The sequence below is a fragment of the Microcoleus asticus IPMA8 genome, assembly GCF_013179805.1.
Taxonomy (GTDB): Bacteria; Cyanobacteriota; Cyanobacteriia; order Cyanobacteriales; family Microcoleaceae; genus Microcoleus; species Microcoleus asticus.
Genome location: NZ_SRRZ01000013.1, coordinates 37,256 through 61,325, shown reverse-complemented (window position 1 = coordinate 61,325; position 24,070 = coordinate 37,256). Strand labels below are relative to the sequence as shown.

The 24,070-nt window shown below is 44.8% G+C and carries 17 protein-coding genes; 9 read left to right on the top strand and 8 right to left on the bottom strand.

From position 1 onward, the window contains the following. The first annotated feature begins 252 nt into the window (after positions 1-252). The 4 genes from E5S67_RS05310 (at position 253) to E5S67_RS05295 (ending at position 5,040) form a co-directional block, all read left to right on the top strand. Positions 253-1,257, top strand: coding sequence for a multicopper oxidase domain-containing protein (locus E5S67_RS05310; protein ID WP_172186025.1), 1,005 nt, complete (start codon positions 253-255; stop codon positions 1,255-1,257). Positions 1,258-1,420: 163 nt separating this feature from the next. After that, on the top strand, positions 1,421-2,449 hold the full coding sequence (locus tag E5S67_RS05305) for a helix-hairpin-helix domain-containing protein (RefSeq protein ID WP_172186024.1): 1,029 nt from the start codon (positions 1,421-1,423) through the stop codon (positions 2,447-2,449). Positions 2,450-2,535: 86 nt separating this feature from the next. After that, positions 2,536-3,480 carry an FTR1 family iron permease gene (locus E5S67_RS05300; protein WP_172186023.1) on the top strand — a complete coding sequence of 315 codons (945 nt, stop codon included), beginning with the start codon at positions 2,536-2,538 and terminating at the stop codon, positions 3,478-3,480. Between the two features lie 87 nt (positions 3,481-3,567). Then, positions 3,568-5,040 carry a sensor histidine kinase gene (locus E5S67_RS05295; protein ID WP_172186022.1) on the top strand — a complete coding sequence of 491 codons (1,473 nt, stop codon included), beginning with the start codon at positions 3,568-3,570 and terminating at the stop codon, positions 5,038-5,040. A gap of 94 nt (positions 5,041-5,134) precedes the next feature. Here the strand turns inward: E5S67_RS05295 and E5S67_RS05290 are convergent, their stop codons facing one another. From E5S67_RS05290 to E5S67_RS05270, 5 genes are all read right to left on the bottom strand, one after another. After that, on the bottom strand, positions 5,135-5,614 hold the full coding sequence (locus E5S67_RS05290; RefSeq protein ID WP_172186021.1) for a hypothetical protein: 480 nt from the start codon (positions 5,612-5,614) through the stop codon (positions 5,135-5,137). Between the two features lie 39 nt (positions 5,615-5,653). Next, positions 5,654-8,767, bottom strand: coding sequence for an efflux RND transporter permease subunit (locus E5S67_RS05285; RefSeq protein WP_172186020.1), 3,114 nt, complete (start codon positions 8,765-8,767; stop codon positions 5,654-5,656). A 65-nt stretch (positions 8,768-8,832) separates the two neighbouring features. Further along, entirely contained in the window at positions 8,833-10,779 is a 1,947-nt protein-coding gene (locus E5S67_RS05280; RefSeq protein WP_172186019.1) for an efflux RND transporter periplasmic adaptor subunit, read from the bottom strand. 202 nt (positions 10,780-10,981) lie between these two features. Then, positions 10,982-11,179, bottom strand: a complete 198-nt coding sequence (locus tag E5S67_RS05275; protein WP_172186018.1) for a hypothetical protein — start codon at positions 11,177-11,179, stop codon at positions 10,982-10,984. Positions 11,180-11,526: 347 nt separating this feature from the next. Then, complete coding sequence (locus E5S67_RS05270) at positions 11,527-12,246, bottom strand: DUF305 domain-containing protein (protein ID WP_172186017.1); 720 nt, start codon at positions 12,244-12,246, stop codon at positions 11,527-11,529. Positions 12,247-12,568: 322 nt separating this feature from the next. Between E5S67_RS05270 and E5S67_RS05265 the strand changes: the two genes are divergently transcribed. From E5S67_RS05265 to gloA, 4 genes are all read left to right on the top strand, one after another. Next, positions 12,569-12,769, top strand: coding sequence for a heavy-metal-associated domain-containing protein (locus E5S67_RS05265; RefSeq protein ID WP_172186016.1), 201 nt, complete (start codon positions 12,569-12,571; stop codon positions 12,767-12,769). Between the two features lie 165 nt (positions 12,770-12,934). Further along, on the top strand, positions 12,935-15,190 hold the full coding sequence (locus tag E5S67_RS05260; protein WP_172186015.1) for a heavy metal translocating P-type ATPase: 2,256 nt from the start codon (positions 12,935-12,937) through the stop codon (positions 15,188-15,190). Positions 15,191-15,209: 19 nt separating this feature from the next. Next, positions 15,210-15,722 (top strand): cupredoxin domain-containing protein, encoded by a 513-nt coding sequence (locus tag E5S67_RS05255; RefSeq protein WP_172186014.1) that lies wholly within the window; start codon positions 15,210-15,212, stop codon positions 15,720-15,722. A gap of 110 nt (positions 15,723-15,832) precedes the next feature. Beyond that, positions 15,833-16,258 (top strand): lactoylglutathione lyase, encoded by a 426-nt coding sequence (gene gloA / locus E5S67_RS05250; protein WP_172186013.1) that lies wholly within the window; start codon positions 15,833-15,835, stop codon positions 16,256-16,258. A 101-nt stretch (positions 16,259-16,359) separates the two neighbouring features. Here gloA and E5S67_RS05245 read toward each other — a convergent pair whose 3' ends face one another. From E5S67_RS05245 to E5S67_RS05235, 3 genes are all read right to left on the bottom strand, one after another. Beyond that, positions 16,360-18,135 (bottom strand): hypothetical protein, encoded by a 1,776-nt coding sequence (locus E5S67_RS05245; RefSeq protein ID WP_172186012.1) that lies wholly within the window; start codon positions 18,133-18,135, stop codon positions 16,360-16,362. A gap of 271 nt (positions 18,136-18,406) precedes the next feature. Next, positions 18,407-19,381 (bottom strand): SGNH/GDSL hydrolase family protein, encoded by a 975-nt coding sequence (locus E5S67_RS05240; RefSeq protein WP_172186011.1) that lies wholly within the window; start codon positions 19,379-19,381, stop codon positions 18,407-18,409. 5 nt (positions 19,382-19,386) lie between these two features. Beyond that, positions 19,387-20,802 (bottom strand): MBOAT family O-acyltransferase, encoded by a 1,416-nt coding sequence (locus tag E5S67_RS05235; protein WP_172186010.1) that lies wholly within the window; start codon positions 20,800-20,802, stop codon positions 19,387-19,389. A 276-nt stretch (positions 20,803-21,078) separates the two neighbouring features. Between E5S67_RS05235 and E5S67_RS05230 the strand changes: the two genes are divergently transcribed. Further along, complete coding sequence (locus tag E5S67_RS05230; protein WP_172186009.1) at positions 21,079-24,000, top strand: AAA family ATPase; 2,922 nt, start codon at positions 21,079-21,081, stop codon at positions 23,998-24,000. The last annotated feature ends 70 nt before the right edge of the window (positions 24,001-24,070 follow it).

Sequence of the window (24,070 nt, the reverse complement as noted above, 5' to 3'; positions counted from 1 at the left end):
CCCAACATCTAAGCTCGCATACTGAGATGAAATCAGCATGAAATTTTATGACGGAAACTAATTGGATCGCAAGCCCCCGGATTCATTCCGACGCGCAGGCTGACTGACGGGAATAAATCTAAAATCTAAAATCTAAAATCTAAAATCGATTGGCTTCGCAGAAAAAGATAACAGTTGACAATAATTGACAACAAGCTGGTAATGTCTTATAATCAACCACGAGCGAACTTTTGAGAATAATTATCAATAACTATGACAGATTTATCCGATCGTCCCGCCATTAAAAAGGCTGGGCGCTGGAGTCGCCGCCAACTGCTACAGCTAGGAATAGCTGGGGCTGGGGTAGCGGGGGGCGCGATCGCATTTCAACACTTGACTCGCAAACCGACATCAGTCGCGAGAATACCGCCCATGCCCGCAGATGCACCCACCGTCAGCAATATCAACCCGATGCAAATTGCGCGGGATTTTGATTACGGCACGGTGACGCGCGAAAACGGGCGCACGGTTCGGGAATTTCGCCTGGAAGCTAATACTTCGATCGTCCAACTTAATAGCGCCGTCACTTTCAACACCTGGAACGTGAACAATCGCGTGCCGGGGCCGACATTGAGGGCAACAGAGGGCGATCGCATCCGCGTCATTTTTTATAACAAAGCCGGACATTCTCATTCGCTGCACTTTCACGGCGTTCATACCAGCGAAATGGATGGCGTTAAACCAGTGAAAAACGGTTCGGTATTTATTTATGAATTCGATGCCAATCCCTACGGAGTGCATCTATATCACTGCCATATTGCTCCTGTAACTCGCCATGTCGGTAAAGGACTTTATGGTATGTTCATCATCGATCCGCCAAAACCCCGTCCTCCCGCCGATGAAATCATGTTAATCATGGGGGGATATGACGTAAACGATGACGAAAAGAACGAACTTTACGCTTTTAACGGGTTGCCAAATTATTACATGAACAACCCTATTTCAATCTATAAAAATCAGCTAATTCGGCTCTACGTTCTCAACCTAATCGAGTACGAAGCAGCAGTAACCTTCCACTTGCACGCCAACTTTTTTGACGTATATCGCACGGGAATGACTTTAACTCCCAGTGAAAGAACTGATGTCATCACTATGGGAGTAGCTGAAAGACATATCTTAGAATTTACCTACGGCTACGACGGAAAATATATGTTTCATCCCCATCAAGATGCGATCGCCGAAGCTGGCTGCATGGGTGTATTTGAAGTCATTGCTTAACCCAAATCGCGGGCGAGGGGGCGCCGATTCAAATTAAGAAAGTATGAAATTATTTGACAAGCTCGATCGCAAATAGGTAAAATGAATAGCTCGCCAGTAATTGAGAATATTTATTAATAACTTGCGAGTTCAAATGCACATAACGTAAAAATTAGCAACTGCCATGTTATCAACTTTTCGTTTATTACCTACAGTCACTGCTACAGCCATCCTCGTTGCTCTGGCTGGTTGCGTTTCCCCCACAGCCAGCAACACCGACAGCACACCCTCACCCGCTGCTACAGCCAGTCCCGCATCCACAAGCGGTCACAGCGGGAATCACGGAGGAAAGCCCGGCATTAACATCAATACTGCCATTCTTTCGGAGTTAGATAAACTCGAAGCCAAGTTAGGAATACCGGCACTTTCTAACAAAATTCAAGCCAGCCGCCCTTACGGAAAAGTCGAAGAATTGGTTTCAAAAAATGTCATTACTCAAGCCCAATTCGACCAAATCAAAGACTTGGTAACTATTGAGGATATCGTACTCACAGGCGAAGCCAAAGATGTAGACTACATGACTAAACTCGGCTTGATGAAAGGGCATCTTTTCGTAGCCCAAGAACTCTTGGATCAAGGCAAACCCGACCAAGCAGAACCGCACATCGGGCATCCAGTCGAAGAAATTTATGCTGATGTGGAAGATCAGCTAAACGAGCGTAAAATTCCTGAATTTAAAGCTACTTTAATTAAATTGCAGGATTTAGTTAAAGCAGGTGCAAAAGATCCGGCGCAAGTGAATGCGGAATTTACCACATCGATGCAAGCTGTAGATGGAGCAATTGCCGCTCTTCCCGAAGCGCAACGAAAAGATCCGAAATTCGTGCTGCAAGTGATTAACGGCTTGCTGGATACAGCTAATTCCGAATACGGAGCGGCAGTTGCTAACGGCAAAATTTCCGCAATTATTGAATACCAAGATTCGCGGGGTTTCGTCAGGTACGCGGAAATGCTGTACAAAGATATTGCGGATCAAGTGGCTAAAACTAGCCCGGAAACCGACAAAGCAATTGTTGCCAACATGACTGAGCTTAAGGAAAATTGGCCTACTGCGATCGCGCCTGCAGCCCCCGTAAAAACCACCGAACAAGTCAGCCAGCTAATTAAAACGATCGAAAGCGACAGCCAAAAAGTTCTCAAACCAGCCTCCTAAAAAATTAACTCTCATCAAGAGCGGTAATTGGTAAATAATCTGCCAATTACCTTTCTCATTAACCACTTGCATTCCACCAGAAAAAGATGAATTTTAGCGAAGCATTACCCACATTTGTAATCACCCTCCGCGAGGGAGTAGAAGCCGCATTAGTTGTCGGAATTGTTCTAGCTTGCCTCAAAAAATCAGGGCAAAGTTATTTAAGTCCTTGGGTTTTCGGCGGTGTTGCTGTAGGACTTATCGCCAGTGCTTTGATAGGTGTATTGTTCGGCTGGACTATGCAAATTTTGTCCGCATCCAATCAGCCTTTTGCACCAATTATGGAGTCGCTGCTAGAGGCAACCTTTGGGGTTTTAGCAATCGCAATGCTGAGCTGGATGCTGATTTGGATGACCAAGCAAGCGCGATTTATGAAAGCCGAAGTCGAAGGCGCCGTAAGTGCTGCCTTAACGCAAAATTCTCATGCCGGCTGGGGCGTATTTAGTTTAGTTTTGATTGCCGTTTTACGCGAAGGATTTGAAACCGTTTTGTTTGTCGTTGCCAAGTTTCAACAAGGGATTATGCCAGCGATTGGTGCTTTGGCGGGCATTCTCTCAGCCACCGGAATTGGTGTCCTGCTGTTTAAATGGGGAATAAAAATTAATATCCGCCTGTTTTTCAAATATATGGGCATTTTATTGCTCTTCATTGTAGCGGGTTTAGTGGTATCTACTTTGGGATTGTTTGACAGCGCGGTGAATATTTTATCGCAAGCAAATCGCGAGTCAGCCGCACTGTGTTTCTATTACGAAAGATTTGCCAAAGTACACTCTTGCATTCTCGGGCCGATGGTGTGGAATACCTCGAAACTACTTCCCGAAGAAAAGTTTCCCGGTTTGTTGTTGAGTGCGTTGTTTGGCTACACGGATAAGCTCTATGTCGTGCAGGCGATCGCTTATTTAGTGTTTTTAGGTACTGTCGGTGGCATCTACTTCCAAAGTCTGGCAGGTCGCGTCTTTTTCCCATTCAAAAAAACACAGGCAACGAAATAGGAAATAAAGTGCGATCGCAATAAATGGTGCATCGATCTAATCGAGTATAATTCGGAAAATTTGACCCGATTACCATCAAGGAGTTTTATGCTTGGCTTAGCAATTACTTCGGTTTTAGTCAACTCGGAAATACCTAGTTGGAACTGGCTGCAAATTATCATCGTAGTTTCCTATTATGCAATTCCCACAATGCTAGTTTATGCCCTTTACAAAGGGCGAGATATCCCCTTTCAGTGGATGTTCCTGGTATTTGGAGCTTTCTTCGTCACCTGCGGCACAATCCACGTCATAGAAACATGGTATGTTTGGTTTCCTGAATCTTTAGTGTCAGAGTTCATGAAAGCCATTACAGCTTTCGTAGCCGGAAGTTCAGTTTTGTTGCTATTAACATTGATGCCTTTTGCACTGGCACTTCCCAGTCCTGCAAAGCTAGAAGCCGCCAACTTAGCATTAGAAAATGAGATTGCAGAACGCCGTAAAGCGGAGGCAGCACTTGCTGAACTAGCAGAAGTATTAGAACAGCGAGTGAAAGCAAGAACAGCCAAACTTTCTAGAGCAAATGCTTCTTTAAGTAAAGAAATTTTAGAGCGGAAAGCAGCCAAAAGAGCGCTGCTACAATCTGAGTTTCAACTGAGAGAAAAAGCCCAAGAACTAGAACTAGCTTTGCAACAACTCCAGGAAACCCAAGCTCAATTAGTACATACCGAAAAATTATCAGCTTTGGGAGAACTGACAGCAGGAATTGCCCACGAAATTAACAATCCAATCAACTTTATTGGTGCAAATATCGCCTACGCCCGCAATTATGTTGAAGATTTATTGCGGCTAGTCAATTTATATGACAAATATTATCCCAATCCAGTAGCAGAAATCCAAGAAGAAATTGAGAAAGTAGAACTCAATTTTTTAAGGGAAGACTTGCCAAAACTCCTTTGTTCAATGAAGGTAGGAACTGACAGAATCTGCGTGATTATTTCGTCGATGCGCAATTTTTCGCGTTTAGACACAGACGGTATGAGTTTTGCTTCCATTCACGAAGGAATCGACAGTACCCTGCTAATTCTCCAGCACCGACTGAAAGCAAATGGCAAAAGCCCAGATATTCAACTGATTAAAGAGTACGGCGATTTACCGCTGGTTGAATGTTATGCAGGGCAACTAAATCAGGTATTCATGAACATTATCAGTAATGCCATTGATGTTTTGCGAGACACTTCTAATTCGCCTGTTTTGAATAGCCAGAGAAGCATTCCTAGCATTCAGATTAGCACAGAAGTGGCGGAAGGCGATCGGGCAATCATCCGCATTTCCGACAACGGCCCTGGCATGACTGAAGAAGTCAAAGATAAAATATTTAATCACTTTTTTACCACAAAACCCGCCGGTAAAGGAACGGGTTTAGGGTTATCAATTAGCAGCCAAATTGTTCGAGAAAAGCACTGTGGCTGCTTGGAGTGCCTTTCGGGACTTGGAGAAGGTACGGAATTTATAATTTCGCTGCCAATAACGCAGAAGCGCCTTGAAACTAGCAGATTAGTGGAAATGCCGGAGGCAGTTTGAATTGCCAATGGTAGATTTCAAATTGCAATTTGAACTAATTGATTCAAATTTTTGACAATTTAAATGATTAAGACTGCATTAATCAATCAGCCATCTATTGATTGAAGGTAAAACGACCGTCAACTTTTTCTCCGTTAATATCCGCAGTCATTTTCACGGGATAAGTTCCTGCATCTTTGCCGGGAAACACTACAGCGTAATGTTTGCCCTCAGCATCGTATTTGAGGGCTAGAGTTTGCTGATTTCCATTCGGCAACTGCACTTGAGCCGTCACTTTCGCATTAGGAACTGGTTCCTTTTTATCCCCTTTTTGCAAATAAAGATCTAAATGAGTTCCGGTAGCTTCTTTTTTAGGTACAAACTCTAAATGGTAAGCTCCAGACTCCACCACTTGCCCCCCTTGAGTTGCTGTTTCAGGAGCAGTGGCGGGAGTAGAAGACGCAGGTTGAGAGGCGACAGGAGGGGATGCTGGAGTGCTATTTGGATCGGTTGCTTGCTCGCCTTGACTGCAAGCTCCCAAAAACAGCAATCCGACACTACCTAGAACAATTAAATTTGACTTGAGCGATTTCATTGGTTTGACTCCTTGCTGACTGACAATAATTAGAAAATATCACACATTAACTACCTTCCCGTCTTCAACAACTGGCTGAGGTTGTTGAGGTCGTAAGAAATGCCCGAATTGAGCATACAAAGCTGGCAAAACTAAGAGCGTTAGTGCTGTCGAAGTAAATAATCCTCCTAAAACTACTACTGATAGCGGTTGCAGGATTTCTTTGCCCGCCCCGCCTTTTAAGACTAAAGGTGCTAAACCCAAAGCTGAAGTTAAAGCAGTCATGAGGATGGCGTTGAGCCGTTCCATCGAGCCTTGAATAATTGCTTCCTTAAAAGGCAGTCCTTCGGCAAACTTAGAGTTGTAATTGTCTACTAATAACAAGCCGTTGCGGGTAGCAACGCCGAATAATGTGACAAAGCCAACCAGGGAAGCTACGGAAATTATACCGCCCGTCAAAGCTACAGAAATTACTCCTCCCACTAATCCGATCGGCAAATTAATCATAATCATAGCAGTTGAAGCGATCGACTTGACGGACAAGTACATCAATACTGTAATTACCAAAAAGGCGATCGCACTAAATATGATAATATTTTGCGAAGCTCTTTGCTCAGCTTCAAATTGACCGCCGTACTGGATAAAATAGCCAAAAGGCAACTGCACCTCTCGTTTTACTTTAGCTTGAATTTCATTCACAACCGATCGCAAATCCCTACTTTTAGCATTCGCCGCCGCCACAATCAAGCGAGAAACATTCTCGCGATTAATCGTATTTGGGCCCGTACCGTATTTTACAGTAGCAACTTGGGCCAGAGGAATTTTGTTGCCGCTCGGAGTATCAACCAACAAATTCTGAATAGTTTCTAAGTTATTTCGAGCTTCAGGCTGCAACCAAACAACTAAGTCAAAAGTTTGCTGCACCTCCAAAACTTGAGAAACAACCTTGCCGTTTAAAGCTGTCTCTATTATTTCAGAAAGCTCTCCGATTTTCAAACCGTATCTACCCGCAGCTTGGCGGTTAAACTTAATTTGAATTTGTTGCACTGGCACCTGCGGTTCGAGTTGCAAATCCACAATTCCCTCAACTGTTTTCATTTGCTCTTCAACTTTGGCACCGATGCTGCGAAGTTGATCCAGATCCGGGCCAAAGATTTTAACAGCAATCTCACTTCTGACACCAGATAAAACCTCATCCATCCGGTGAGAAATAAAACCGCCGATATTGGGTGCAACTCCCGGCAATTTAGCAAATTCTTGCCGCAGCGACTCCAAAGTTTTCGGCCTGTTTTTCATCCCTTCCTCGCTCAAACCGATATCGATGTGAGCTAAATTGACTCCCGCAGCATCAGCATCTCCCGGAGCTCTGCCCGATCGCACTTGCACGTATTCAAACCTGCTATCATCCTTAAGTGCATCTTCAATAGCAAAAGCCGCGCTATCTGTTGTCTCCAAAGACACCCCCGGATAAAGCTGAATAGTATTCACCAAAGTTTGCTCCTGAAACTCCGGCAAAAACACCCGTCCAAAGGATGGCAAAATAATTAATGCCGCCACCATACTAGCAGCAGCAAAAGCTAAAATTATTCCCGAATAACGCATTGAGAATTTTATCAAAAAATGATATATTTTCTTGCAAAATCTCGGCAGCCAAGGTTCCGCAGCGCTCATGCGTTTGTTAGGCAACAAGATAGCGCAAAGGGCCGGAGATATTAACAGCGATTCCAGACTAGAAATCACAACAACTACCAGATAAGTGATCCCCATCGGCGTAAAAATCCGACCTTCTACACCGGGCAAAGTAAAAATAGGCGAAAACACCACAATGCCAATAACAGTCGCTCCAATTAACGAATCGCGCACCTCCTGACTGCCGTCAAAAATCACATCCATCACCGGACGCGGATGAAGAGAAGACGTATTTTCTCTCAAGTTGCGGTAGGTATTTTCCGCATAGACGATCGCATCGTCGATCGCAGTGCCTATCGCCACCGACAAACCCCCCAAAGTCATCGTATTCAGCCCCAGCCCCAGCCAATACATCGCCAGCAGCGCCAACAGCCAAGTCAGAAAGAAATCCAGCAAAACAACCGCCAGAGTGCGCCAATTCATCAAAAACGGGATGAGAATAAGGGTGACAATGATGCTGCCTTCAACTAAAGCCGATCGCACATTCTCCACCGAGGAATTAATATATTCTTCCTGTCGAAAAGTCACAGTAACTTTAATATCTTTGGGCAGAGCTTGCTGCACCTCAGCCATTGCCGCCTCAACCGCTTTAGTTACTGTCGGAGTATCAGCAACTGGCTGTCTGTTTACCATCACAATCACAGCTTTTTTGCCGTTAAAACTGCCATCGCCCCGCTTGATTGCAGCACCAATCTTGACATCAGCTACATCACCAATTCTGACGGGCGTTCCGTGGCGAGAGGCGATCGCAGATTGCTGCAAATCTTCCAGAGACTCAATCCGCCCCACCCCCCGGATTAAAGTTTCTCGATCCGGCGTAATTAAATACCCCCCCGGCGCGTTAACATTCGCAGCCGCCGTCGCTTCAGCTACTTGCTGCAACGACACATTAAAAGCTTTCAACTTGGCAGGTTCTACTAATACTTGATACTGCCTTTCGTCGCCACCGTAAGCCACCACTTGAGCAACGCCAGTCACTGCCAAAAGCCGATTTGTGACTTGCCAATCAACCAGACGGCGCACTTCCATCAAAGGAGTAGTTTCTGACGTAAAAGCATAGGTAATAACAGTGCCCACAGGAGAAGTTGTCGGAGAAATTTGCGGTATTTCTACCCCAGCCGGAAGTTTGCTTTGAGCTTGCTGCAACCGTTCTGTTATCAACTGCCGCGCTTGATAAATTTCTGTTCCCCAATCAAAGATTACCTTAACCGCAGAAAGGCCCACAGCCGAAGACGATCGCACTGCTGTCACCCCAGGAGTTCCATTAATTGCACTTTCGATCGGCAGTGTTACTAAAGACTCGATTTCTTCCGGCGCGAGTCCCGGTGCTTCGGTTTGAATTTCCACCTGCGGGGGTGCAAAAGGAGGGAAGACATCAAGCGACATTTGAGGGATGATATAAGATGTCCAAAGACTAACAATAATGGTGGCGATCACAACTAGCCAGCGGCGATTAATTACCCATCTAAGAATACTGCTGAACATTTTATTAGCTTTGAGTTAATAGATACATACTTCGGCAAATTTAGTTGCTCTATTCAAACAATTGTTTACTTCAAACTCTTGACTTCTGCCTCTTGAGTTTTAAGGTGATGGTTGTCATTGTGTAACAGCAGTTCATTTTGCAACGCCGGTGCAGAGGCGGAAAAACTATTGTTGGCGGCATAGTTTCCAGAATCCGCTGCTATTGCTGGCAATTTGCGCCGATTTCCCCACAACACGCCGGCTGTGAAAGTCAGGGATGCGATCGCAACTCCTCCCCCTATTCCCGCCCACCATAAAGACACGGGTAAATTATTCAAATTAACCTCTGTTACCTTTGGAGATGCCTCTTTTTTTGCCTCGTCTTTTGAGGGCTTGCTGCCGCCCCGCAAAGATTGTGCGTAAAGTTGAGGTGCTCGCTGCGTTACTATCAAATCTCCCTCGAATAAACCCCTCTTCACTTCAACTAAATCTCCGGCAGTTTGACCGAGTTCAATTTCAACCGCTTGATAAGCATTGCCATTTTGGACGTAAACGGTTTTTTTACCGCTAACATCCACTACCGCCGCACTCGGAATTGCTAAAATATTTGTTGCAGTTTTGTCGGTTAAAATCTCCAACTCCGCAAACAGTCCGGGCTTTAATTCGCCGTTAATATTATCTAGTTCTGCTTTCACCGGCACAACCCGCGTTTCTCCTTCCACGGATGACCCAATTAAGGCGATTTTTCCATTGAAAGTGCGATGGGGTAAATTAGCAACTTTTACCCTGACTTCCTGACCCTGTTTTACTTGATTCAGGTCTTTTTCGTAAATATTTGCTGTGGCAAAAACGCGACTGTCATTTAACAGACTCATCAACGGTTTTTCAGCGTTTACTGACTCTCCTGGGGTGATTTCGCGATCGGCTACCGTCCCGGAAATCGGAGCAACTACGGTAACGAGTCCTCGATCGTTGGCAACCGTTCCTAATTGTTGCAGCCGCGCTTGATAGGCTGCGTCAGCCAAGCGAATGCGCGACTGAGCGACTTCGACGGCAGTTTTGCCGCGTTTGAGTTGGTTCTCGGCTTCTAGGACTTCCCGGCGACTCTGAGCTCTGGTAAGTTGAGCTTTTGCTTCCGCTACTCTGCCTTGAGATTCGCGCAATTCCCGCATCGGCAGGTCTACTTCGGCTTGTTTAATTTCGGTTTGGGCTTTGATAACTTCAGGACGGCTTTTTGCTTTAGCAACAGTGGCTTTTGCTTCGGCGAAATGGGCTTGCGATTCCAGCATTGTGCGCCGCGCGATCGCCCCTGATGCCGCTAATTCTTTGTCGCGATCGAACTGTTCTTTAGCCACAGTCAGTTCAGTTTCTGCCCGCGCTATTTCTGCTTGCGCTATTTCAACTTGACGCTGATAGTTTTCTTGAGCGGCTTGCACCACGGAACGCTTGTTTACTAATTCTTGTTCTTGCTGGTACTGCTTAGTTACCGCTGCCAATTGGGTTTGGGCTTGGGCGATTTCTGCTGCGGATATTTGAAGTTGGCGATCGTAATTTTCTCGTGCTAGTTTGAAATCTCCTTCCGCCTGCTGCAAATCTGCCTCAGCTTCGGCACGTTTCGAGAGAGATTCAACCCGCAATTGTCCTAATTCTGAACTCGATAAAACCGCAACGGGTTGACTTTTTGATACTTTGTCCCCAGGCTTCACCAGTAACTCTACTACTTTGCCAGCAACAGGAGCCGTCACTTCTACTTTTTGGTTCGGCAAAGTTTCAATTTGTCCTGTGGTTTTGATGCCGATATCTAGTCTCTGGCGGGCGGCAGGGGAGATTTTAATTCCTAACCGTTTTGCTGTTTCGGCATCCACAGAAATAGCAGCAGGACTTTGAGGTGTTTCGCTGCTTTGGTGAAATTCATTTCCGTGGCCAGCGTGGGCAAAAACTGCGGCGGGAGAAGTTAGCAAAATTAGGCTGAACAAAATTCCAGAAAAGCTGCTAATAATTGCCGGAGACTGAGCATATTTATGAAATATCATCGTTGGCATTGTCCTTGAAATCAGGTTGAGTGCCACAGGTTTAACGGTTGGTATTTTGCCAAGGTAAGTAAGTGATACCACTTAAGTAAAGCTACTTATTAGCATTTTCCAAGAAGCGACCGCTAAGCAATGACCGAGAGCTAGAAATGCTCTACTCAACCTAGTATTTCACCGTCAAATGAAATTAGGATGAAATTTCGCATCAGCAGCCCAGATGTCCACCGGTTTCTAAAATACGAAGATAAGTTTCGCCTAATGACAGGCGATTTTGCTGTAAATTTTTTTCCGGTTTTTTTATCTCTGCTTGCGCTTCAATTTCGTTTGTTAATGCGCTCACTAGCTCTTCTACGGCCGTATTTGATTTATAAGTTGTGTTTAATTCCAAGCTGTTCAAGATCATAAAGTACCCCGTCTATATAGCATTTTGCTGACTTATCTACTACTACTTTAGATGTAGGGCCGCTCCATTGTCTACAGTATTCTTACGTAACTTTCTACTACTTTAGATGTAGGGCGGCTCAATTATCTACAGTATGTGTAGGTAATCTCATGAAACTGAGATGGAGTCAAACAAATGCTGACAGCCACAGTCGAGCTACATTACTTTGTCTACCAAAGTTGTCGCCACTTTTTCATTTGCTCAATTTCTTGCTTTTGTGAAGCAAGTATTTTCGGAACTCTTGAGCTACTGTGATTAATGTCACTCATTTTCAGGATTTGGGTCACGTTTTGTTGAGGTGAGCTAAATTACTGTTTGTACCAAGCTTGCCGCCACTTTTTCATTTGCTCAATTTCTTGCTTTTGCGAACTCAGAATTTCTTGAGACAATTTCTTCATTTCCGGCCGTTTTGACTTCTTCAAAGCATCTTCAGCCATCACTAAAGCTCCCTCGTGGTGAGGAATCATCGCATTGATAAACCGCAAATCAAACTGGTCGTCAGCAGCACCTAAATCCATGCTCATCATCATGCTTTGCATTTGTTCGGGAGTCATTGGCATCATGTGACCCATTTGAGCGTGATAAGCCATCGGCGTACTGCTGGCTTTGGGATACCAAGTTTTTCGCCACTCTTTCATTTGATTGATTTCGCGGTTCTGAGCAGCAATTATGTTATTTGCTAGTTTTTTCATTTCGGGGCGTTTTGATTTATTCAGCATCTCTTTTGCCATGTTTACAGCACCTTGATGGTGTACTGTCATCCCATCAATAAATCGCAAATCGTAGTCGGCATCAGCAGGGCCTAAATCCATTGACATATTGTGATTCATGCCATGATTCATCCCACCCATGCCGCCGCCTTGTGCCGCGTCTTGCTTGTTGTTTGCTGCGGTTGCAGCCGTAACATTAGGGGCTTGAGTTTCGCTGGAAGGGGCTTTGGAACAAGCTGCAAGCACTCCACTGGTTAAAGCGGCTGTGGCGGTCAATATCAGCGCTGCAAAGCCTGTTTTTAATGAAATTTGTTTCATAGAGCTTATATCCTTAAAACTGCCATTTATCTTCAGCTTTTCACATATAAATGAAATTAGGATGAAATTTTTTAATCGGACTTGTAAAGAATTATTACTATGTAGCCGCTCGCACTCAAAGTTAAGATTTACAGAACTCTCTTGAACGTAATTAGGTAGGGTGCAGAGTGCGCGCCTTACCCCTATGGGTAGCGTGTCAAACCACTTTTTTCATAATTCCTGATTTATTTTGCAATTCCCCTTGACTCTCCTGCCTACTGGAGACTTTACAATGGAGTTAATTCATTGATTGAGCAGAGTAGTTTCTGCTGAGGTTCAAATTATGACTTTACAGCTAAAAGTTCCTAAGATGGCTTGTTCTGCTTGTGCGACTACGATCGCAAAAGCAGTCCAAGACATTGACTCAGCCTCCACGGTTGAGGCGGATCTCAAGACAAAATTGGTCACAATTCAAACCGCAAAGCCGGAAAGTGAAGTTAGAAAAGCGATCGCATCTGCTGGCTATCCAGCAAGTCAATTTTAGATTTTAGATTTTAGATTTTAGATTTACTTGCAGCTTTGAATCTGGGAGATTTAACAAGAGTCTAAAATTTTTGATTCTCCACGACAGGAGTACGTCGCACGTTATCCGTATTTAGGCGAGGTCATTTGAAGACAGAAGGTAACTTTATAACTTAGGAGTGCATATATGGACAATCTCACACTTAAATTGCGGGGCATGAGTTGTGCTTCTTGTGCTTCCTCTATCGAACAAGCAATTCAATCGGTTCCCGGCGTAATTGAGTGTCATGTCAATTTTGGGATGGAACAAGCAACCATCCGATACGACTCCAAGCAAACCAACTTAGAAACAATTCAATCGGCTGTTGATGCAGCGGGATACCAAGCTTTGCCACTTCCAGAAATGGCTGCCACAGAGGATGATTCCGAACAAGCCGATCGCAAATCGGAATCTCAAACCTTGCAGCGGAAACTCTGGACAGCAGGTATCATCAGCATCCTGCTGGTTGTGGGTGCTATTCCGGCGATGACGGGCTTGCACCTGCCATTTATTCCCGCGTGGCTGCACAATTTTTGGCTGCAATTAGTGCTGACCTCACCCGTACAATTTTGGTGCGGCAAATCGTTTTATGTGGGAGCTTGGAAATCCCTCAAACGGCGTGTAGCAACAATGGATACCCTGATTGCTTTGGGTACGAGTGCTGCTTACTTTTATTCTGTATTTGTGACATTTTTTCCTGGTTTATTCACCGCCCAAGGTTTGACTCCTGGCGTTTACTACGAAGTTGCCGCTAGCGTTATCGCCTTAATTTTGTTGGGAAAAACCCTAGAAAATCGGGCGAAGGGAGAGACTTCGGAGGCAATTCGCAAACTCATGGGTTTGCAAGCAAAAACTGCTCGGATAATTCGCAACGGGCAAGAGTTGGAAGTGCCGATCGCCCAAGTGGAAATTGGCGACATCGTGCAGGTGCGGCCGGGAGAGCAAATCCCCGTAGACGGAGAGGTAATTGAGGGTGCTTCGACGGTAGACGAAGCAATGGTTACGGGAGAAAGTTTGCCTGTCAAAAAGCAGCTTGGCGACGAAGTTATCGGAGCCACAATTAACAAAACTGGCAGCTTCAAGTTTCGGGCGACAAGAGTTGGAAAAGATACATTTTTAGCTCAAATTGTCAAGATGGTGCAGGACGCACAAGGTTCAAAAGCACCGATTCAAAAGTTAGCAGACCAAGTGACTGGTTGGTTTGTTCCCGCAGTAATTGCCATCGGTTTAGCTACTTTTATTATCTGGTTTAACGCGACTGGCAACTTCACTCTAGCTACAGTAACAATGGTGGAAGTGCTGATTATAGCCTGTCCTTGCGCTCTGGGTTTGGCGACTCCGACTGCTGTGATGGTGGGAACTGGTAAAGGTGCAGAAAACGGGATTTTAATCAAAGGAGCGGAGAGTTTAGAATTGGCTCACAAAATCCAAATTATCGTGTTAGATAAAACAGGAACTCTCACAGAAGGCAAGCCAACTGTAACTGATTTTGTGACAATTAAAGGAACGGCGGACAGCAATGAGTTAAAGTTGCTGCAATTGGCGGCGTCTGTAGAGCGAAATTCGGAGCATCCTCTGGGGGAAGCTGTTGTGAGGTACGCTCACTCTCAAGAGGTTAATTGGACGGATGTTAAGAATTTTGAGGCGATCGCGGGAAGCGGAGTGCGCGGAGTTGTGGAGGGAAAGTCGATCGCCCTGGGAACGCTGAGGTGGATGCAGGAACTAGGGTGCGATACTGAATATCTGGAACTGCGCGCGAGAGCTTTGGAAGCTGCGAGCAAAACAGTTGTTTGGATGGCTGTAGAAGGCAAAATAGAGGCAATTCTGGGCATTGCTGATGCCCTCAAACCCTCGTCAGCGCAGGCCGTGGAAGCACTTCAAAAACTCGGTTTGGAGGTGGCGATGCTGACTGGGGACAACCGCGCGACGGCGGAGTCGATCGCCCAATCTGTGGGTATTACTCGCGTTTTTGCCGAAGTTAGACCCGACCAAAAAGCAGCTCAAATCCAAGCCCTGCAAGGCGAAGGAAAAATTGTCGCGATGGTGGGAGACGGGATTAACGATGCACCGGCTTTGGCCTTAGCAGACGTGGGAATTGCGATCGGCACAGGCACAGATGTGGCGATCGCCGCCAGCGACATTACCTTAATTTCAGGAGATTTGCAAGGTATAGTTACAGCAATTAAACTTTCCCGCGCCACCATGCGGAACATCCGCGAAAATCTGTTTTTTGCGTTTATTTATAACATCGCTGGAATACCGATCGCGGCGGGCATTTTGTTCCCCATGTTTGGCTGGCTGCTAAATCCAATTATCGCTGGTGCAGCAATGGCTTTCAGTTCAGTATCTGTAGTTAGTAATGCTTTGCGATTGCGGAATTTTCACCCAAAATCTATTGCCTAAATTTGGAGGAATTAAAAAAATGTTACAGCATCGTCAAATTTGGGGAAGTCTCGCGAGTTTAGGGCTGGTGATGGGAATAGCATCGGGAGTTCAAGCTTCCAAAATGTCCGTCCAGCATTCTACTTCAACGACTCAATTCCGCAGCATTGAACAGCCACTAGGTTTAAAAGTTGGCGTAACAATAGGTGGTTTGACATTAATAGGTTTGGAATTGTGGTGGTTTTTATTCAGTAAAACTCAAGGGCAGCAAGCTGAATCTATTCAGGGGATACAAGAGTTGAATATTACTGTAGACGGGGGTTATGAGCCTGCCACTGTAGTTGTGGAAGCGGGTCAATTAGTCCGGCTCAATTTCTTGAGGCGCGACCCCAATAGTTGTCTCGAAAAAGTGTTGTTACCAGATTTTCACATAGTGCGAGAATTACCTCTCAATCAGGTAACGGCTGTTGAATTTACCCCTGACAAACCTGGACGATACCTATTTACGTGCGGCATGAATATGTTTCGGGGTGTGGTGGAAGTACAAAGCTAAATCAAATAGACAGTTATCAACCTGCGGCAACTGCGACGGTTGAGGGGCGAGTTTTTTCCGCAGGAAATAGCTAAAATAGATGAAAGCTTAAAAAATTTGGAGTGAGGTAAATGCAACTACTACACACGATGCTCCGAGTCGGCAACCTGGAAGAGTCCCTCAAATTTTACACTGAGGTTCTAGGCATGAAGTTGCTGCGGCAAAAGGACTACCCAGACGGTAAATTTACTCTGGCTTTTGTTGGCTACGGCGACGAATCAGACACTACAGTTTTGGAATTAACATACAACTGGGGCGTCACAGAATACAATTTGGGGGATGCTTACGGTCATATTGCGATCGGAGTTGACGACATTTACGGTACTTGCGAAGAAATTAAAGCTCGCGGCGGTAAAGTTAGTCGGGAACCGGGCCCGATGAAGCACGGTTCAACTGTAATCGCTTTTGTGGAAGACCCAGATGGATATAAAGTTGAATTAATTCAACTGGCAAATCAAGTTAGCAACACCCAGAAAGTAGCAGCAACCGCATCCTAACTTTCTTAAGAGGGGGAAAGGGAAGGAAAAACTATCTTCCCTCTTCCGTTGTCCTTTTAACAACAGTCGTACCCACAACTGTCAACTGTCAACTGAAACTTTTAATTCGATCGCACTGACGGTACAAACTGCTGCAAATAACTTTTCTGCCACAAAATAGAAAAACTGTTGCCTATTTGGCTTAAACTATCAAATTGAGGAATTAATTGAGATTCTCGGCGATGGTCTAAAACAGCGAGCGCCGAAAAGAATACAGCTAATACTAACAAAAATACTACCATCACACTAAATAAAATAGTCCAATAAACTAGGAATTCGCTTGTGTAGCTGACCCCGAATATCCAGTTAATTACTAAATCCGATAAATACAAAAACAGCCCTACTGAAAACCCCACCGCGAACAATAGCCACGTCCACTTAAACATATCTGTTGCTGTATTGCTATTTTTGGACCCCGAAAGTTCTAACTCTCTAATTTTGCTGTTAATATTTGATGTAATTTCATACAAAGTAGACTGCAAACAATCTCTGATATAATTGAGCTCATTGTCGAGGTTTATGCACTTCTCGGAGGTGCTTTTGTCAAAGCTCAGATTTTGGAGTTTTTTGCGGTGCGCAGCCAGTTTATTGTCGAGGGTGTAATCCCATTTTTCCAGCCGATCTACAGTCAAATACAAAAGTTCCCTATTAGCATCTAACAAGCTCTGGCAATTTATGATGGACTTAACTAACTTGCTGAGATTGTCGATCTGCTCGTCTACAGTATTTTGGTATTCCCTCTGTTTAGCTGACAAGAAACTTGCCATCTCGACATCCCGATCGCCGCACAGCGACAAAGCCTCACTATACACCTCGTCAATTTCATTTTTACGTAGATACAGTGACGCTTTGCACTCCTCAATTTCGGGAAGAGTCAGAGATTGTAAGGGCTGATATTCTACATGAAATTTATAGGCTAGTGCTGTCATAATCTGCGCAGATTTTCGGTCTAGCTTGTCTTTGTAAGGTTCTAAAATAATTGCAGCTCGATTTTTGACTCTCGCTTCCCGGTGGTGCAGGAACTCAAAAATTTTGGCAAGTATTTTGGAGAATTCCAAGTCATTAAAATTATTTTCCGCAACTTGCAAAAAGTTTGTTACCGCTGCATCGTTTTCGGGACTCAATTTGTACGATCCCGTAACTGCGATCGCAGCAAATACTCGATCGATCCAAAACAGATATTCCTCGCAATCCATTGGCAGGTTCGGCAGCAGCCAGCTAGGGCCGTACACCCAAAAATCGAGACAATTCTCATATTCCTTACCGCTGTCATTTCTGCTGCTGTCGTCCAAAGCAAATTTGTTGCTTGCTAATAGTTGAATTTGCTCTTCTACAACCCGTCGCTCAATTTCCCCTGCATTGATTGTGACATTTACACCACCTTCCTTGCCTTGCCCTTGTCCTGCTTCATCCAACCAAATTGACTTAATACTAACAGCCGCAGACCAGCGAATTAAAGGAGTCGATCCCCCTCGCGCTTCCACCTCTAACGCCGCCAGCAGATTTTTGCTAAAATGGCTTGCTCTAGCCGCTTTCTCACTTGATATCAGCCCATCTCGCACCTTCCCAAATGCTTGAATTGCCAAAGCGCGAAACAGCAAATTCGGATGCGGTTTTCTGAGGGGTTCCGATATATTTCTCCTTAATATTCCGCTGTTGGGTACGCCCAAAACTTCAGCCAAAGGCTCGATCCCGCACTGTCGCAGGATTTTTTCAACAGTGTTTATTCTTTGCCAAGGTTGAGTATATTTAGTGAGAGTGAAGATTAGCGCTGTGCCGCTGCATTCTATTGACTCAGGGATGCTGGTGCGATCGACTTTCCACAGATTGCTCGTCATAATTTGTCGCCATGACAATTGCTAGATATGGACGGCGTTGTTTGATACTGAATTCAGCATTACATCTATTGCTGCTTTTTGTCAATATTAGTCCTCGACAGGGAGCGAAAAACCCGGTTTCATGAGTAAATTTATCCTGACTAAATCCCAGATTTTTCTTATAAACCGGGTTGAGCAAAGCCAAGTTGCATCCAAACTAAATATATAATTTTGCAGTAGTCGGTGAAATGTCAAAATTTTAGGTTGGCTCAGGAAACCCAACCTACTATAGTTATTTATTTTTCGGAGCTTTTAATATTTGGTCGCTTACCATTCGGTCAACGATTAAGTCACTGATAATTTGAGCTCCGTGGGAGGTAAAGTGCAAGCCGTCATTATTTTTTACATAGCCTCGCTTACCTGATTTATTAGCAACTACAGGAACAAATTTTCCTGCTTGTTCAAAAGTCTCCCAAGTAGAAATGAATTCGATTTTAGAGTAAGATTTAGTGGCATTTTTATAAATATTATTCATAATGGGAAAAGCTTTGATATAAGAAGATTTATTAGGTATCGATTGACCGATCCAATACACTTTTCTCACGACGGATGACGAATCGAGTAAATTGGCATATTTTTCAACTCTTTCTTGATAAGCTTTTTGCCATTCTTTGGTCAGAACAACCCGGGCTTTTCCTTGATAATCAGTGATATTTTGACGGTCATTGGCTCCGAACAAAACTATCACTACATCCGGCTGGTAATTATTGATAATTTGGCGAGTTCTGGCATACCAGTCATAATAATCTATCCGATTTAATCCTGTCGATACCTTGTAGTCAATTTTCGTATCGGCGATATTGTATTTTTTCTTAAGAGTGTACTGGAGTTGAATTCCTAAGTCGAACATTACGGAATCTCCAATAAATAAAAATCTGCGATAAGGTCTGGTCAGCTTCGGTTTAGCTGGGGTTGGTTTTTTAGCATTAGCAGGCTTTTGGGGTTCAACAGCCGCTTTTGTTTCGGTTTCGACAGGAGAAATCTCTGGTTCTTTGGGGACGCTATCGAAGTTAATATCTTTAATTTTGCTCCAAAAATCTTGTTCGGATTTTCGGAAACCGTCTAGTTCGATCTGGCCTGCGGCTTGTTTAATTTCTGGGCTGGCGAAAGGAGTTGAAGCAAAGCTTTTGAGAAATAATGATAAGTTTGAAAATATTAAAGTGAGAATTACAGAAGTAACAATCAGCAAAATTTCCCGGTCTTTCATATTTCTTAGAAATTAAAGTAAATAAAAGGCGGAACGGTACTCGGCCCCAACATCAAGATAGTATACACGAGCAGCGAAACTAAGACAACCCGAAAGAAAATGTTTTTTAATGACAATACAGTTTGCAATAGTTTAGCGAAGCGATCGCCCCAAAAGTTGAGCGCGCCGATGACTGCAATTACTAAATACAATTGCCAAAAGTTAAACTGAAAAGTTGCGACGGCAGGATGGACAATTCCTTCAAAAAAACTCACCGCAGTTTCCCAGTTGGGAGTGCCGAAAAATACCCAGCTACAAGTAACAAAACTAAATGTTAACAACCAACTGCAAAATTTAGCAAATCTGGGAAAGGCATAATCTAATTTAAAGTGAATAGCTTGGGGGATATCTTTACATAAATGGTTGACAATTAATCCTAAACCGTGAATTGCTCCCCAGAAAATAAAGTTTAAACCTGCGCCGTGCCACAATCCACCGATCGCCATTGTTAAAAATAGATTTAGGTACTTCCTCAACTGACCGTATTTATTGCCGCCCAAGGGAAAGTAAAGGTAATCCCTCAGCCACTCGGAAAGACTGATGTGCCACCTTTTCCAAAATTCTTGCAGGCTGAGCGATCGGTATGGCATATTAAAGTTGGCAATGGGTTTAAAACCCAGCAAACAGGAAATGCCGTTCGCTAAATCCGAGTACCCGCTGAAATCTACGTAAATTAGACAGGAATAGGAAATTGCCGCGAGGATTAAATCGATGCTGCTGTACTGCTGGGGGACTTTGAATGGCAAGTCAGTGAAGTTAAACAAAAAGCTGGCTAAAGTATATTTCTTGAAGAGTCCAGACAGAATCAAAACTATAACTTCTTCGATTTGATAGTCGTACTTTTCCGGGGAATTTAGCTGCGAGTAAAATTCGCGAGCTCGCGAGATTGGCCCGGAGGCAATTTGCGGAAAGTAGGTAATGTAGGCGGCGTAATCTACAAATTTCGGACAGGGGAGTTTTTGCTGGTAGCAGTCGATTAAATGAGAAATCATTCTAAAAGTGTAGAACGACACGCCGACGGGGGCGATTATTTGCAAAACTGGAAAGTTGGCTGGAATTTGTAGCTGGTTCAGTACCTCAAATAAAGAAGTTACAAAGAAGTTGCAATATTTAAAGATGCCGAGATAGCCAATGTTGAAAAATAGACCGGAGATTAAAGCAATTTTTTTATACTTACCGTTGCAGAGAACCCGGAGAATGATAAAATTGTAAAATGTAGAGAAAATAAGGAGCAAGAGAAAGTCAAAACTCCAAAAGGAATAAAATAATAAACTCGAAACTAACAAGACAATTTTATACAAATCGACTTGGGGTTTCACAGAGACGATGGCGCTAAAAATAATTAGGAAAAATACTAAAAATTGGTAAGTGGGAAATAGCATAAATCTCAGCCACTAAAAAATCTGGTTTATGGCAATATTTTTCTAAGTACGCACGAGGGAAGCTATCCCGAAGGGAATCGCCAGAGTCGGTCTGACCGCACCAAATTTTTGGGTGGATTGCGGACTGTAAGCTTTTGCAAGAGGTCAATTAGGTCATAACTTCCGCGCTAGTTAACCGCACTCATAAATTCATAATCCTGTTTAAAGATTATGATGGTTGTGAGACGATGTATTAATGGATAACAACAGGAATCCCCTTGATTGGGAGGAAGCAACGTGCAGCCAACAGACCCTAGCAAATTTACAGATCAAGCCTGGGAAGCCATTGTCAAATCCCAGGATGTAGCCCGCCGCTTTGCCAATCAGCAGCTAGAGGTTGAACATTTAGCAATCGCCCTTCTCGAACAGCAAGGTCAGGCAAACAGCATTCTCAGCAAAGCTGGAGTCGATGCCCCCCGGTTGGCCCAGCAGTTAGATGCTTTTGCCAAACGACAGCCCAGAGTTGCCAACGCTGACCAACTATACCTCGGCCGCGGCTTAGAAGTGATGTTAGATGTTGCCGAGGCCACCAGGGCGACTTGGCAAGATAATTTTATCGCCGTTGAACATTTATTAATTGGCTTAGTAGAAGACGAACGAGTCGGCCGCAGGTTGCTGACAAAAGGCGACGGCCCGCCGGGCCGCCCGGGTTACGATCGCAAACCTCCAGCCGGTACGATCGATCGACCAAAACTCGAAGAAGCAATCAAATTAGTCCGCGCCACTGCTAAAACCCAAGAAAAAAATTCCGAAACGGGAAAAGGCAGCCGCAGCAACGCTAAAGCCCAAGATCAAGATGGCGAAGCTAACTCCGACGCCCTCAGCAAGTACGGCCGCGATTTGACAGAAGCCGCCAAAGCCGGCAAACTCGACCCAGTAATCGGCCGCGACGAGGAAATCCGGCGCGTGGTGCAAGTTCTTTCCCGCCGGCAAAAAAACAATCCGGTGTTAATTGGCGATCCGGGAGTCGGAAAAACTGCGATCGCCGAAGGTTTAGCCCAGCGAATTGTCAACGGCGACGTACCGGAATCTTTGAAAAATCGCCAGCTATTTAGCCTCGACATGGGCAGTTTAATTGCTGGGGCAAAATTCCGGGGCGAATTTGAAGAACGGTTGCGGTCTGTTCTGCGGGAAGTTATCGATTCCGACGGGCAAATTGTCCTATTTATCGACGAATTGCACACGGTTGTCGGCACTGGTGGCGGCGGCAGTTCCGGTTCGGGAATGGATGCCGGAAATTTGTTAAAACCCATGTTGGCGAGAGGCGAATTGCGCTGCATCGGCGCTACAACTCTCGACGAATTCCGCAAAAATATTGAAAAAGATCCTGCCTTGGAACGCCGATTTCAACAAGTATTTGTCGGCGAACCCAGCGTTGAAGATACTGTTTCGATTTTGCGCGGCTTGAAAGACCGTTACGAACGCCACCACGGGGTAAAAATTACTGATTCGGCCTTGGTAGCTGCTGCAACTTTGTCTTTTCGCTATATTTCCGATCGCTTTTTGCCGGACAAGGCGATCGACCTTGTAGATGAAGCGGCCGCCCACTTGAAAATGGAGATTACCTCTAAACCTGTGGAATTGGAAGGCATTGACCGCCGGGTGATGCAGTTGGAAATGGAAAAATTGTCGATCGAAGGGGAAGGAAAAGGTACTCTAGCCCCTGGGCTCGGCTTCCGCGTCGAACGCATCACATCTGAGATTGACATCTTAAAAGTCAAGCAGGAAAAATTGTCCTCTCAGTGGTTGGGCGAAAAGCAGTTGTTGGATGCAATCAATAAATTGAAAGCAGAAGAAGACCAACTGCGAGTCCAAATTGAACAAGCAGAAAGGGCTTACGATTTGAATAAAGCCGCACAGTTAAAGTATGGGAAGTTGGAAACGGCGGTGCGCGATCGGGAAGCGAAAGAAGCGGAACTTTTGAAACAGCAAGCTCAAGGTTCTTCCCTGCTGCGGGAAAAAGTTACTGAGGGCGATATTGCGGAAATTGTCGCTAAATGGACGGGCATTCCGGTTAACCGGTTGTTAGAATCCGAACGCCAAAAATTGCTGCAATTGGAAAAACACTTGCACCAAAAAGTCATCGGTCAAGAGGAAGCTGTAACAGCCGTGGCAGCGGCAATTCGGCGCGCTAGGGCGGGCATGAAAGACCCCGGAAGACCGATCGGCTCTTTCTTGTTTATGGGCCCCACAGGCGTCGGAAAAACTGAGTTAGCGCGGGCGTTGGCGGAGTTTTTGTTTGACAGCGATGATGCGATGATCCGCATCGATATGTCGGAATACATGGAGAAGCAAAACGTCTCCCGGTTAGTAGGAGCTCCTCCCGGATATGTCGGTTACGACGAAGGGGGACAACTTTCCGAAGCAGTGCGGAGACGCCCTTATTCGGTAGTGCTGTTTGACGAAGTGGAAAAGGCACACCCCGATATATTTAACATTTTGTTGCAAGTGTTGGATGACGGCAGAATTACCGATTCTCAAGGTCGAGTGGTTGACTTTAAAAATACCGTAATTGTGATGACCAGCAATATCGGCAGCGACCACATTTTAGACGTGTTTACTAAGAAGGAAAAAACCGTCAAAAAGCCTGCTAGTCGGAAGCAGGAAACGAAAGATTTGTCAAGTCAAAAGACAGATTATAAAGTGGCTGCCGACGGTACTGTTGAGGTGTCGGCCGAGCGAGTCGATACTCCCGAAAAGAGTGAAAATGAAAATTTATTGACTCAAGAACGGGAGACAGACCAAGAGTACGAACAGATGTTAAAACGAGTGATGGCAGCGCTGCGATCGCACTTCCGGCCGGAATTTCTTCAGCGGGTAGACGAGACAATTTTGTTCCACACTTTGAGCAAGATCGAATTGCGGCAAATAGTCAGCATTCAAGTCAAGCGGCTCGAGCGTTTGTTGGCCGAGCAAAAAATCACTTTGGAACTGTCGGATGCGGCGAAAAACCATATCACAGATGTCGGTTACGACCCGGTTTACGGCGCTCGTCCCTTGAAACGTGCCATCCAGCGGGAGCTGGAAAACCCGCTGGCAAACAAGATCCTGGAAAATGCGTTTGTGGAGGGCGATACAATTGCGATCGACTGCGAAAATAACACTTTGCAATTTCGCAAAAAAGAATTTCGCCCAGCGCTAGTAGGTAATAGTTTGTAGTTGCCCAACAGCTAGGAACAGGCAAGATGCCTGTTCCACAAACCATAAATCTTCTTGTGGAACAGGCATC